Source organism: Symbiobacterium turbinis, from assembly GCF_055383075.1.
Genome location: NZ_AP042433.1, coordinates 3564399 through 3577345 on the forward strand (window position 1 = coordinate 3564399; position 12947 = coordinate 3577345).

Here is a 12947-nt window from a genome sequence, read left to right on the forward strand (position 1 = left end):
CGCAACGAAGGAGAGGTGTCTGCATGAAGCGGTGGTTCAAGGCCCCGCTCATCCTTCCGGACCGGGTGGTGGAAGAGGGTCTGCTGGCGTACGAGGACGGCAGGATCACCGACGTGTGGGATCTGGCCGACCCGGCCGCGCCGCCCGTTCCCGCCGGGGCCGAGGTGGTGGAGCGGGGCTACCTGGCCCCGGGCTACCTGGACATCCACGTGCACGGCGGCGGGGGCGCCGATTTCATGGATGCCGACCCCGAAGCCGTGGTGGCCATCACGACCACCCACGTGAGGCACGGGACCGTCGGGCTGCTGGCGACCACCCTCACGGCGCCGGAGGAGGAGATCATCCGGGCCATTCGCGCGGCCCGGAAGGCCCCCCGGCGGGGCGCGCGGGTGCTGGGCTTTCACGTTGAGGGGCCGTTCATCAACGTGAAGCACAAGGGAGCGCAGAACCCGGAGTACGTGCGGCCGGCCTCAATCGAGGAGATCGACCGCTGGATGGCCGAGGGCGGGCCCGGGGACCGGTGGCACGTGACGCTGGCCCCGGAGACGGAAGGCGCCCTGGAGGCCATCCGGCATCTGGTCAGCCGCGGCGCCACGGTCAGCGCGGGGCACACCGACGCGACGTACGAACAACTCAGGGCGGCCGCGGAGGCCGGTCTGTCGCACGCCACCCACCTGTACAACGGTATGCGGGGGCTGCACCACCGTGAGCCGGGCACAGTGGGCGGCGCCATCACCCTCCCCGGCATGACGGTGGAGCTGATCGCCGACGGCGTGCACGTGCACCCGGCCTCGATGCAGGTGGCCATCCGGACCCGGGGGCCCGCGCACGTGCTGCTGGTGACCGACGCCATGATGGCGGCGGGCATGGGCGACGGCGAGTTCAAGCTGGGCGAGTTCCCGGTAATCGTGAAGGGCGGGGAGGCACGCCTGCACGGCGGCTCCCTGGCGGGGTCGGTGCTGACGATGGACCGTGCCGTGCAGAACATCGTCCGCCTGGTGGGGCTCGACCTGCCGACCGCGGTGGCCATGGCGTCGCTCAACCCGGCCCGCCTCATGGGGCTGGCCGAACGCAAGGGCTCCCTGGCCGTGGGCAAGGATGCCGATCTCCTGATTCTCGACGAGGATCTGAACGTGAAAACCACAATCATAGGCGGTGAGGTCGTTTATGAAGGCAGGTAGCAGGTATCCGCTGCAGGTCGAGGTCTTGCCGGACTACGCCGCGCTTTCCGAGCGGGCGGCGGCGATCGTGATCGAACTCCTGGAGGAGAAGCCCGACGCCGTGTTGGGGCTCCCGACGGGTGGAACCCCGGTGGGCTTTTACGACGCGCTGGTGGCCAGCGGGGTGTCGCTCGCCCGGGCCCGGACGTTCAACCTCGATGAGTACCTGGGGCTTCCCCGCACGCATCCCGAGAGCTACTATTCCTTCATGAAGCGGATGCTGTACGACCGGACCGACCTCCGCCCGGAGAACTGCCACATCCCCGACGGCAACGCGCCCGACCCCGAGGCCGAGTGCCGCCGTTACGAGGAGGCGATCCGCGCCGCCGGCGGGCTGGACATCGTGCTCCTGGGCGTGGGCCACAACGGCCACATCGGCTTCAACGAGCCCGGGTCGCCCTGGGACGGGCGCACCCGCGTGGTGGAGCTGGCCGAGCGGACCCGCGAGGCCAACGCGCGCTTCTTCAGCAGCATCGATGAGGTGCCCCGCCGCGCGATCACGATGGGCATCGGCACCATTTTGGAGGCCCGGCGTCTGCTGCTGCTCGCCAGCGGCTCCGGGAAGGCGCTGATCGTGCAGCGGCTGGTGGAGGGCGAGCCCACGGAGGAGGTGCCGGCGACCGCCCTGCACTTCCACCCGGACGCGACGGTGTTGCTGGATACTGAGGCCGCCTCGCTGCTGAAGCGGTAGGGGCCGACTGAGGGGTTCAGATGGCAAATGGAGAAGGGGCCGTTCCGGCAGTGCGCGCGACTGCCGGGACGGCCCCTTTGAAACTGGCGCAAACTGGGCATCCTATAGGGGAGTACTGCCGGGGGAGGCAAGGACTTCCATGGAGATTCTGCGCAACCTGTACCGGCGGCGGCTGCGCACCGGCCTGACCGTGCTGGGCATCGCGGTGGGCATTCTGGCCTTCACGGTCATGGGCGCCATGGCCGAGAAGTTCAACCGGCTGATCGCCGGGGGAGAGGCCTACTTCGCCAACCGCATCGCCGTGCACTCCACCGGCGGCGCCCTGCGCCTGAACCTGCTGGGCCCTGAGGAGATCGAGGTGATGAAGCGCACCCCGGGGGTGCGCCACGTGGAGACGCACATCATGATGGCCCTGGATGAGACTGCGGGGTTCGAGCTGGCGCCGCGCTTCCTGGTGGGTATCGACCTGCCCAACTTTGCCCGGGCCCAGCTCATCGGCGACGAGGCGGCCCAGCTCCGCCTCGCCCGGGGCGGCTGGTGGCGGCCGGGGGAGCGGCAGGTGGCGGTGCTGGGCAGCGCAGTCGCCCACAAGATGAAGCTGGACGTGGGCGACACCCTGCACGCGCGCGGCCGCGGCTTCCGGGTGGTGGGCGTGCTGCAGGAGACGCTCTCCCTGCCCGATGGGTGGGCCCTGATCCCGGAGGAGGATGCGCGGGAGATCCTGTTCGACGGCTCGGCTCTACTCCGGGAGATGGGGCTGGATGGCGCCTGGACCAACGCCTACGCCCTGATCGAGCCCGGGCTGGGCGAGGCGCTCACCGACCAGCTCGCGCACAGCCTGCGCAGGGGCTACCTGCTGCACTCGCCGGAGCAGCTGGCCAAGGCCGCGGGGACCGCGTCGAGCCTGCTCAACACGGCCATTCTGGGGTCGGGCGCCATCGCGGTGATCGTCGGGTCGCTGGCGGTCATCAACACGATGTTCTTCGCCGTGGGTGAGCGCACCCGCGAGATCGGCATCAAGAAGGCCATCGGCGCCGGGCGGTGGGCCATCCTCCGGGAGTTCCTGGCCGAGTCGGTCCTGATCGGCCTCATGGGCGGGCTGCTGGGCCTCGGCGCCGCCGCGGGGCTGATCGCGGCGCTGAACGGGTACGCGGCGCAGGAGGGCACGCCGGTCTTCCTGTTGACGCCGCGCCTGGCCGCGGGGGCCCTGGGGTTTGCGACGCTGCTTGGGGGCCTGGCCGGCGCATGGCCCGCCTGGCGGGCGGCCAACCTGGACCCGGTGGAGGCCCTGCGGGCGATCTGAGGCGAGCGGATGGCACGAGAACGAGCGGGAGGCATGGAGGGAGAGCCGTGAGCGCACAGCCGCTGTTGGAGGCCGAGGGCCTGGTGAAGGAGTACCCCATGGGCGTGCGGGCCCTGGACGGCGCGAGCCTGACCGTGGGGCGGGGCGAGATCGTGGGGATCATGGGGCGGTCAGGCAGCGGCAAGTCCACGCTGCTGCACATCCTGGGCTGCCTGGACCGGCCCGACGCCGGCCGGGTCTGCATTGACGGCATCGAGGTGACCCGCCTGCCGGATTCGGCCCTGCCTGCGATCCGGCTCCGCCGGCTCGGCTTTGTGTTTCAGGCCCACAATCTGGTACCCAGCCTGACCGCCCTGGAGAACGTGGCCCTGCCCCTCCGGTACCTGCGCCCGCGCCCCGCCAACCCCTATGCGCAGGCGAAGGCAATGCTGGAGGCGGTGGGCCTGGGCGACCGGCTGCACCACCTGCCGGGCCAGCTTTCCGGGGGGCAGCAGCAGCGGGTGGCCATCGCCCGGGCCCTGGTGAACAGCCCGGCCCTGGTGCTGGCCGACGAGCCCACGGGCGCGCTGGATTCGCAGAGCGCCCGGGCGCTCCTGCGCCTGATGCGCCGCCTCTGCCAGGAGCGGGGGCAGACCTTCGTGGTGGTGACCCACGACCCGGTGGTGGGGCAGGTGTGCGACCGCATCTACCACATGGAGGACGGCAGGGTGCTGAGCACGGCGGCGGGTTGAGCGGAAGCAATGCCGACAGCGAAAATAACAGAATATTATGTACAGAGGGAAGCGGTACGAAGTATGCTCATGGGGAAAGGAGGGGATCCCCATGCGCAGGATCGTACCGCTGCTCCTCATCTGCTCTCTTCTGTTCCTGTCGGCCATGGCGCCGCCCGCACAGGCGGCTGCTGCCGGCGCTCAGCCGGCTGCGCCCGCGGAAAGCCCGCCTGAACCCGTGCCCGCCGGTTCCGCGGAACTCGCGGGGCCGGGTGGTCGGATGCTCTCCGCGGGCGACTGGTACATCGGCGCGACGCCGCCCAACGTGGACCCGGCGAAACCGGTGCTGGTGTTCGTGCACGGCAAGGGCGGCTCCGCCGCAACCTGGTGGCAGCCGACCGTCTACCACGGCACCAACGACATGTACGACTACGCCTACAACCATGGTTACCGCACGGCCTTCGTGGATCTGCACCCGGAGGGCACAATGTGGGACAACGGGCAGCTCCTGAGCGGCCTGCTGGATCAGATTACGGCCTACTTCGGCGTGAACAAGGTCGTCGTCGTCGCGCACTCCAAGGGCGGCGTGGATGCCAACGCCGCATCGGTCCACTACGGCGCGGCCCCGAAGATCAGCCGGGTGATCACCCTGGGCACGCCACACCGGGGAACGCCGCTGGCCGACCTGGCCTACTCCTCCTGGGCCTCGTGGCTGGCCGAGCTGCTGGGCCAGCGGACCGAGGCCACCTACGTCATGCAGACCGCATACATGGAGTATTTCCGCTCGATCACCGACGGGCAGGACCCCGGGGTCTCGTACGCCACCGTGTCCGGGTACAAGTGCGGCCCCCTCTTCACCGCCCTGTGGCTGGGCTGCGTCTACATCGCCGGCGAGGATGACGGCGTGGTGCCCGTGTGGTCTGCCGAGAAGCCGGGGGCGCCCCACCTGCGCACCGGGTACTGGGACCACGACGAAATCCGGATGGGCAGCAGGGTGTGGAGCACCATCGCCCCGCAGCTCACCCTTTCCGGGCAGGCCGTCGCGCCCGAGGGGCACGGGGTCTCCCCTGACGGGCGCCGCGTTTCCGTCCGGCAGCAGCCTGCGGGCAACCTGATCCTCCGCGGCGGAGAGGCCGCCGCCGAACCGGGCGCGGACGCCTTCCCGGTGGAGCGGGGCGTGAAGGCGGCGACGTTCTACGTGCTCGCCTCCCACCCCGACCTGGAGGTCAGCCTGGTCTCGCCTGACGGTGACGTCTACCCGGTGAAGTTCACCACCCGGGTGGCGGAGGGCGAGGTGTTTGCCGGCGCGTGGCTGGCCGGCGTGGAGGTGACGGCGCCGGCTGCCGGCGAGTGGCAGCTGGTGACGGGCGGACAGGACGGCGCCGCCTACCTGATGATCGCCGCCCTGGAAGGCGGGGTAGCCGTCGCCCTGGACCGGGGCAGCCGGCCTTCCTCGCCCGGGGCCGCCCGCACCCTGGGCGTGTCCGTGCAGGGCGCGGCGGTGGCGGAGAGCCGGGCCACGGCCCGGCTGAGCGGGCGGGGCGGGGTCCTGGCCGGTGAGATCGGCTTCAGCGCCGGAGCGGGCGCCCATGAGGCCGCCGTGCCCGTGCCTCAGGAACCGGGCGTATACACGGTGACGGTCACGGTGACCGGAAAGCTCCGCGACGGCTCGGCCTTCGAGCGGACGGTGGTGAGCAGCTTCGCTGCGTTCGCGGAGGCGGACTGAGGGCGAACGGAGCGGCGTCGGGTCCGCGGTGGCAGACGGCGCGGCGCTCAGGTGCGCCGCGCCGTCTGCACCAGGTGCCGCACCGCCGCAGGCACCTCGTCCAGGTGGTGCACGATGGCATCGGGGATGCAGTCCCGGAGCTCGCACGGCGGGTAGTCGTGCCACTTGCGGTCGATCTCGAATCGCTCCGCGAGCCACCGGCCGCCCGCGGCGGGCCGCTCCCAGGGGGGCAGTGCGGCCAGCTCCGGCGGCATGGGGGTGTAGCCCGGCGCGCGGGGCTGCACCACGTAGATGGACAGCCAGCCGGCGGCCCGGGCCCCGGCGATGTCGTGGGGCAGCACGTCGCCCACGTGGATGAAGGGCGGGCTGCCGTACGCCTCGGCCGCGTGGTAGATGGCCGGCTGGGGCTTGGCGGCGCCGGCGGCGTCCGGGGTGACCAGGGCCGTGAAGCGGGGCAGGAGGCCAAGCGCCCGCTGGACCGGCTCCTGGTAGCAGCGGAACCCGTTGGTGATCGAGATCAGCGTGTGGCCTTCGGCCTTCAGCTGGTCGAGGCACCGCTCGGAGCCGGGGTAGGCCCAGATCAGGCCTTCGATGCGGCAGAACTCCTCCACAAGCCCGGCCACGGGAATCCGCTGCGGGTAGCCGACCTCCCGGGCCACGGTGTTCACGATATCGTCCCAGTCGTGGCAGCCCACCATGTCCCCGGCAGCAGCCCGGGCGCGGTGCAGGGCGATGAGGCGTCCCAGAAGGGCCTTGTCCGGCTCGGGCTCGCTGACGTACGGTGCAAGGGTTCGGCAGATGTGGCCGAACACCCCGTGGGGCTTTCCGATGTAGAAGGGATTGCGCTGCAGCACACCATCCAGGTCGAAGGAAACGAGGGCCATTGCACCACCTCATGCCTGTGTTCGCCGGAAAACGGCTCCGGCCTGAGCCAGATAGCGGAAGATTTGCGGGGAGGGATGGCCTGCCGGCCTGCCGAACCCAGTGGGTGATCACATCCCGCCTTGGGCGCAGAGGACGGTGACCGCTGTTGCAGAACCCATCCCAACCCGCCGCCCGGCTCCTGCTGGAGGGGCTGACCCCCGAGCAGGCCCGGGCGGTGACACATGCCAACGGCCCGCTCATGGTCGTCGCCGGACCCGGCAGCGGGAAGACGACCGTGATCGCGCGGCGAATCGGCTATCTTATCACCGCGGGCGGGGTCGAGCCGCGGTCGCTCCTGGTGCTCACCTTCACCAAGGCGGCGGCCGACGCGCTGAAGGCCCGTGCGGCCGAGGCCGCCGGGCCGGAGGCGGCCAGGGGGGCCTTCTTCGGCACGTTCCACGGTCTGGCCTACCGCATGCTGCGCCACGCCCTGGGCGGCGGCCCACTGCGCATGCTCGCGGAGGACCAGCAGTTTCGCCTCATCCGCCAGCTCATGCGGACCACGGGGCTGAACACCGACGACGAGGCGGTGCAGGAGGTTCTGACCGACCTGAGCCGGCTGCGGGCCGTTCCCGACGCGCCGGCGTCGTTTCAGCCGCGGGCCCTGGCGGCCCCGGATTTCGACAGGCTGCTCCGGCTCTACGCCGAGGCGAAGGCCGAGCAGGGCCTCCGGGACTTCGACGATCTGCTGCACGAGGCCCTGGCCCTCCTGCGCGACCGCCCGGAGGTGCTGGCCGCCTACCGGAGACGTTTCACCCACATCCTCGTCGACGAGTTTCAGGACACCAACCCGATTCAGTTCGAACTGGTGCGCCTCCTGGCCGAGCCAGCGCGCAACCTCTGCGTGGTCGGCGACGAGGATCAGGCGATCTACAGCTGGCGCGGGGCCTCGCCGGAATTCTTGCTTGACTTTCCCAGGCACTACCCCGAGGCGGTGCAGGTGACCCTGGCGGTGAATCACCGCTGCCCGCCGCCCATCGTCGAGGCGGCCAACCGGCTGGTGGCGCACAACGTCAAACGACTGGGCAAGGTGATCCGCCCGGCCCGGCGGTCGGGCCGGCCGGTGAAGCTGCTGGCCCCGGCCGACACCCTGGCCGAGGCCGAGGAGATTGCCCGGCTGGTGCGCAGGTCGGAAGCGCCGTTCTCCGACTGGGCGGTGATCTACCGCACCAATCAGCAGGCGCACGTCCTGGCCGAGGTGCTGAGCCGGGAGGGCATTCCCTACCGGGCCCTCGGGGGCCTGCCGAACCTCTACCGGCGATGGCCCGTGCAGGATGTGCTGGCCTACCTGCGGGCCGCCGCGGGCGACCGGATGGCGATCGCGCCGGTCCTCAACCGACCCAACCGCTACCTGGCCCGCGCCGTCATCGAGGAAGCGGAGCGCATCGCCGCCAGGACCGGCGGCGACCTGCTGGACGCCATCGGGCACACGGGGCTCCTGCGCACCTGGCAGCTGCGCCCGGTGGAGGAGCTTCAGGATCACCTGCGCGCGCTCAGCCGCATGGCGGCGCCCGACGCCATCGGCTACGTCCGCACGGTCATCGGGTACGACGACTACCTGCGGGAGTACGCCGGCCGGGCGGGAGGCAGCCCCGATGAGCTGCTGGGCCTCCTGGCGGAGGTGGAGCGCACCGCGCCGCGGCTCATGCTGACCGCCTACCTGGGCCACGTCGAGACCTTCTCGGCCGAGGCGGACCGGAAGGTCCCCGAGGGGGCCCCGGCCGTCACCCTGGTGACCTGCCACCGCGCGAAGGGGCTGGAGTTTCCCCGGGTGGTGGTGGCGGGCGTCATCGACCGCCTCCTGCCGCACCGGTCCAATGCCGATGCGGAGGAGGAGCGCCGGCTGATGTACGTGGCCGTCACCCGTGCCAGCGAGCAGCTCTGGGTCAGCGTGCCCCGCTCCTACGAGGGGCGTGAGTGCAGACCGTCCCCGTTTGTGGCAGAGTTGCTGGGAGCCGCCGCCGCGAAGGCCGCGGACGCCGGCTCCTGAGATGAATTCTATCGCTTCCAGTCCACGTGCCTGTCGCCCTCGCCGGACGCCTGGTTGGCGGCGCGGGCGGCCACGAACAGCAGATCCGAGAGCCGGTTCAGGTACTGGAGCTGCGCAGGATCCACCGGCTCCTGCTGCATCAGGGAAACCATCAGCCGCTCCGCACGGCGCACCACGGTGCGGGCCATGTGCAGCGCCGCTGCCGGGCGACAACCCCCGGGAAGCACGAAGCCCTTCAGCGGGGTGAGCCTGGCCTCCAGCCGGTCGATATCGGCCTCCAGCCGGGCCACCGACTCCTCGGTGATGCGGGGCTGTTCACCCCGGTCCTGGTTGGGCGGCGTCGCCAGGTCCGCACCCAGGTGGAAAAGCTCGTTCTGCACCCGCATGAGAATCGCGCGGATCGCTGCGTAGGGGATTCCGTCCATCATCGCCACGGCCATGCCCAGATGGGCATTCGCCTCGTCCACGGTGCCGTAGACCTCAACCCGCAGGGCGTTCTTCGGTATCCGCTCGCCCCAGCGCAGGCTCGTGTCGCCCTTGTCGCCGGTGCGCGTGTAGATCTTCATGGTCTCACCTCCGTCACCAGTCTACCACGTTGATGGAGGATTTCGCAGTGATTTGGTTAACATGAAGTTATCCATCTTCGAAGGAGGTGTCGCACCGTGACCCGCGAAGAGGCCTGGAAGCTGGTGAACGAATACGTGAAGAGCCCACGGCTCCTGAACCACCTGCTGGCCGTGGAGGCCTGCATGCGCTACTTCGCCGAACTCTACGGTGAGGACCCCGAAACCTGGGGCGTGATCGGCCTCCTGCACGACTTCGACTACGAGCGCTACCCCAACTCTCCCGACCACCCGCTTCAGGGGGAGCGGATCCTGGCCGAACTCGGGGTGCCGGAGGACATCCGCCACACGATCTGCTCGCACGCCGACGCCGTCGCGGACCGCTACCCGCGCCGGTCGCTGCGGGACAAGGTGCTCTACGCGGTGGACGAGCTCTCGGGCCTCGTGGTGGCCACGGCCCTGGTGCGGCCGTCAAAGTCCATCCATGACGTGGACGTGCGGGCGGTCCGCAAGAAGATGAAGGACAAGCGGTTTGCGGCGGGGGTGGACCGGGAGTGCGTCCTGCGCGGCGTCCAGGAGCTGGGCGTGGACCTGGACGAGCACATCGGGCACGTCATCGCCGCCCTGCAGCGCGCGGCAGAGCCGCTGGGGCTGGCCGGAACCGCGCCGGAGGGCCGCTGAACGGCGTCATGCCAGCCAGGGGGCGGGGCGTATCCTTCTTCGTGAAGGCCGATCGCGAAGGAGGAGAGGACCGTGCGTCACGTGAACGCGCTCTGCCTGAAGCTGGCTGCGTACATCCTGATTTTCACGCTCGCCCTGCCCGTGCAGGGGCACAAGGCCTTTTCCCAGTCGCTGATGATGGCGGCCGTTCACACCCTCGTGCTCTGGCTGGGCGACCTGACGGTGCTCCCGCGGTTTGGCCGCACGTCGGCGCTGGCTACCGACGCCGCCGCGCTGCTCCTGGGTTCGCTGCTCATGCTGCGGGCGATGGGCGCCGCCCTGCGGTTTGGGGGGCTGCTGGGAGCGGTGGGCCTGGCCGTGCTCTTTGAAGCTTGGTTTCACTACCACTTGACGGAAAACCGCCTGCTGGAAGGGTGAATGTCGGCGGATTCGACAGGTATTCGACAAGTGATGCGGAAAATACAAGACTATGACTTGCCAGCATCCGTCTGAATAGAAAGGATGTATGATACTTGCGGCTGGAGGAGTTCACATACCTGCCCCTCGATGTGAGGGAGAAGGCGCTGCGCTACCTGGCCAACATGATGGGTGAGCCCCACCGGCCCCTCGACCAGCTCGCGTCGGACCTCGAGGGGGCGCTCGACCGTGCCGCCAGCGAGGGGCTGTTCTCCTACCTGCGGGGGGAGCAGCCGGTGGAAGACCGCGCCCAGGCCGACGCCGTCCTCTTCCCGACCGGCCACACCACGCCGACGGGCGAGGAGATCTCGGCCAAGTGCATCCTCAACAAGAATCCGAACCGGCAGCCTTGGTTCGGCCTGTTCTTCCAGGCGGCCCGCCGGGATGGGTTCGTCATCGGCGACCTCTATTTCCGCACGTGGAACGACGGCGCGCGCTTCCTGGAGGAGCTCGCGTCCCTGGCCATTCCCGAGCGGTGGAGCTACAGCCAGTACCAGTCAAAGCAGCAGCACCCGATCCTGAAATCGTACGTGGAGAAGACGTACGAGCGGCTGAAACAGCTGGGGCGCATCTTGCGGGAGGAGAACAAACTGCTTTTCAACACGGGGCTCATCAACGTATATTTCAAAGAAATCTACGTGCTGGGCGAGGCGGATCCGGAGTATCCGCAGCGGGTGATCAACGCCCGCCCCGTGCTGGAGAACGACCGTGCGGTGCTGGAAATCTTCAAGAATCAGAAACCCCAGATGGCCACGTTCTTTGACAAGATCACCGATGTGATCTTCGACCCCGATCTGGAGATCAACACCGACGATATCCACATCATTGATGACAACTTTGACCGCATTCCGGCCCAGTACCGGGATCGGAAAAAGAGCGAGATCTTCGCCCTGTTCCAGGCGGCGATCGAGTTCGCACGCATCATGGCCAGGCGGAATTACAAGTTGGTGGTGCCGCAGTATTACATGGGACAGATTCAGTTCCTGATGCCCATCTATCTCTCGGGCGAGTTCAGCGGGGCGCCCGACTTCGCCCTGGTGCTGCAGAAGATGGGCGATGTGTACCGGGGCAACACGATCCTCACGCTCGACATGGCGTACCAGAACGCACGGCTCATCGCCAAGCCCGACACCACCTGGCTCAGCCCCGAAAAGTTCTAGCGCGGTGCATAAAGGGCCCCTCCGGGAGCGGAGGGGCCTTTCGCATGCCGGGGCAGGCCGGGCAAGCAGGAACCAGTGGGGGCGGAAGCTAATATACATTCTTGCATAGAATAACCGCCGGATGCGTGTGAAAGGAGGCACACCAATGACCCAGACGACGCGCCACATACGGCTGGTGACCGAGATTCCCGGCCCGCGCTCCCGTGAGCTCATGGCCCGAAAGGAGCGGGTGGTTGCGAATGCCCTCTCCATCCACGTGCCCGTGGCGATTCAGGAAGGCCGCGGGGCGTTGGTGACCGACGTGGACGGCAACGTGTTCATCGACCTGGCCGGCGGGCTGGGCTGCATGAACGTGGGTCACTCCCATCCCAAGGTGGTCGGGGCGATTCGGGAGAGCGCGGCGCGGTTTACCCATACCGACTTCTCGGTGATCATGTACGAGTCGTACATCCGGCTGGCCGAACGGCTGGCCGCGCTGGCGCCTGGCGATTTCCCCAAGAAGGCCTGCTTTTTCAACTCCGGCGCCGAGGCGGTGGAGAACGCCGTGAAGATCGCCCGCAAGTACACGGGCCGCCGGGCGATCCTCACCCTGGAGGGCGCCTTCCACGGGCGGACGAACCTGGCCATGGCCCTCACGTCCAAGGTCAAGCCCTACAAGGAGGGGTTCGGCCCCTTCGCCCCCGAGATCTACCGGGTGCCTGCGCCATATACCTACCGGCGGCCGGCCGGGATGAGCGAGGCGGAGTACGTGCGCTTCTGCGCCGACGCCCTGGAGCGGGCGCTCACCACGCAGGTGGCGCCGGAGGAGGTCGCGGCCATCATCCTGGAGCCGGTGCAGGGCGAGGGCGGCTTCGTCCCGCTGCACCCCGACTTCCTGGCGCGGGTGAGCCAGCTGGCGAAGCGGCACGGCTTCCTGGTCATCGCTGACGAGATTCAGTCCGGCTTCGGACGCACCGGCACCTTCTTCGCCTGTGAGCAGCTGGGCCTGGTGCCCGACCTGATCTGCGTGGGCAAGTCGCTGGCCGCGGGCATGCCGCTCTCCGGCGTGATCGGCCGGGCCGAGGTCATCGACGCCCCGGGCGACTCCACCATCGGGGGCACCTACGTGGGCAATCCCGTGGCCTGCGCCGCGGCCAACGCGGTGCTCGACGTGATCGAGGAGGAGGGGCTCGTCAGCCGGGCCCGGGAGATCGGCGACCTGATGCGGCGCCGCTTCCAGGACCTGGCCGTGCAGCTCGAGAGCATCCCCGGCTCCCGGCTGCAGATCGGGGAGATCCGCGGTCTGGGCGCGATGGTCGGCGTGGAGCTGGTGACCGACCGGGCCACCCGGGAGCCGGCCACCGCCGAGGCGGGCGAAGTGGTGACACGTGCGGGCCGGCGGGGGGTCGTCGCCGTGAAGTGCGGCATCTACGGCAACACCCTGCGCATGCTGGTTCCGCTGGTGATCACCGATGAGCAGCTGAACGAGGCGCTCGACGTGCTCGCGCAGATCTGCGCGGAGATTGCCAGGGGCGAGTGAAGGA

At 69.3% G+C, this 12947-nt stretch carries 12 protein-coding genes; 10 read left to right on the top strand and 2 right to left on the bottom strand.

Annotated elements, in window-relative coordinates; all coding sequences use genetic code 11:
* The first annotated feature begins 23 nt into the window (after window positions 1-23).
* From nagA to ACZ45O_RS17245, 5 genes are all read left to right on the top strand, one after another.
* Window positions 24-1181, top strand: coding sequence for an N-acetylglucosamine-6-phosphate deacetylase (gene nagA / locus ACZ45O_RS17225; RefSeq protein ID WP_464854678.1), 1158 nt, complete (start codon window positions 24-26; stop codon window positions 1179-1181).
* Window positions 1168-1911, top strand: a complete 744-nt coding sequence (gene nagB / locus ACZ45O_RS17230) for a glucosamine-6-phosphate deaminase (RefSeq protein WP_464854680.1) — start codon at window positions 1168-1170, stop codon at window positions 1909-1911. Before nagA ends, nagB begins: the two co-directional genes overlap by 14 nt.
* A gap of 139 nt (window positions 1912-2050) precedes the next feature.
* Window positions 2051-3214, top strand: coding sequence for an ABC transporter permease (locus ACZ45O_RS17235; RefSeq protein WP_464854682.1), 1164 nt, complete (start codon window positions 2051-2053; stop codon window positions 3212-3214).
* Window positions 3215-3261: 47 nt separating this feature from the next.
* Window positions 3262-3945, top strand: a complete 684-nt coding sequence (locus ACZ45O_RS17240; protein WP_464854683.1) for an ABC transporter ATP-binding protein — start codon at window positions 3262-3264, stop codon at window positions 3943-3945.
* A gap of 91 nt (window positions 3946-4036) precedes the next feature.
* Window positions 4037-5650 (top strand): PGAP1-like alpha/beta domain-containing protein, encoded by a 1614-nt coding sequence (locus ACZ45O_RS17245; protein ID WP_464854685.1) that lies wholly within the window; start codon window positions 4037-4039, stop codon window positions 5648-5650.
* A gap of 47 nt (window positions 5651-5697) precedes the next feature.
* Here ACZ45O_RS17245 and ACZ45O_RS17250 read toward each other — a convergent pair whose 3' ends face one another.
* Window positions 5698-6534: an HAD family hydrolase gene (locus ACZ45O_RS17250; protein ID WP_464854686.1), complete on the bottom strand. Its 837-nt coding sequence runs from the start codon at window positions 6532-6534 to the stop codon at window positions 5698-5700.
* Between the two features lie 146 nt (window positions 6535-6680).
* Here ACZ45O_RS17250 and ACZ45O_RS17255 point away from each other — a divergent pair, with 146 nt between their 5' ends.
* Window positions 6681-8564, top strand: a complete 1884-nt coding sequence (locus tag ACZ45O_RS17255) for an ATP-dependent helicase (protein WP_464854687.1) — start codon at window positions 6681-6683, stop codon at window positions 8562-8564.
* Window positions 8565-8572: 8 nt separating this feature from the next.
* Here ACZ45O_RS17255 and ACZ45O_RS17260 read toward each other — a convergent pair whose 3' ends face one another.
* Window positions 8573-9130 carry a cob(I)yrinic acid a,c-diamide adenosyltransferase gene (locus tag ACZ45O_RS17260; protein WP_464854689.1) on the bottom strand — a complete coding sequence of 186 codons (558 nt, stop codon included), beginning with the start codon at window positions 9128-9130 and terminating at the stop codon, window positions 8573-8575.
* 96 nt (window positions 9131-9226) lie between these two features.
* Between ACZ45O_RS17260 and ACZ45O_RS17265 the strand changes: the two genes are divergently transcribed.
* The 4 genes from ACZ45O_RS17265 (at window position 9227) to gabT (ending at window position 12943) form a co-directional block, all read left to right on the top strand.
* Complete coding sequence (locus ACZ45O_RS17265; protein ID WP_464854691.1) at window positions 9227-9808, top strand: HD domain-containing protein; 582 nt, start codon at window positions 9227-9229, stop codon at window positions 9806-9808.
* A 72-nt stretch (window positions 9809-9880) separates the two neighbouring features.
* Window positions 9881-10225, top strand: a complete 345-nt coding sequence (locus ACZ45O_RS17270) for a DUF2512 family protein (protein ID WP_464854693.1) — start codon at window positions 9881-9883, stop codon at window positions 10223-10225.
* Window positions 10226-10320: 95 nt separating this feature from the next.
* Window positions 10321-11424, top strand: coding sequence for a DUF3825 domain-containing protein (locus ACZ45O_RS17275; protein WP_464854695.1), 1104 nt, complete (start codon window positions 10321-10323; stop codon window positions 11422-11424).
* Between the two features lie 145 nt (window positions 11425-11569).
* The gene (gene gabT, locus ACZ45O_RS17280) at window positions 11570-12943 is read left to right on the top strand and encodes a 4-aminobutyrate--2-oxoglutarate transaminase (RefSeq protein ID WP_464854697.1); all 1374 of its coding nucleotides are present in this window, start codon (window positions 11570-11572) and stop codon (window positions 12941-12943) included.
* The last annotated feature ends 4 nt before the right edge of the window (window positions 12944-12947 follow it).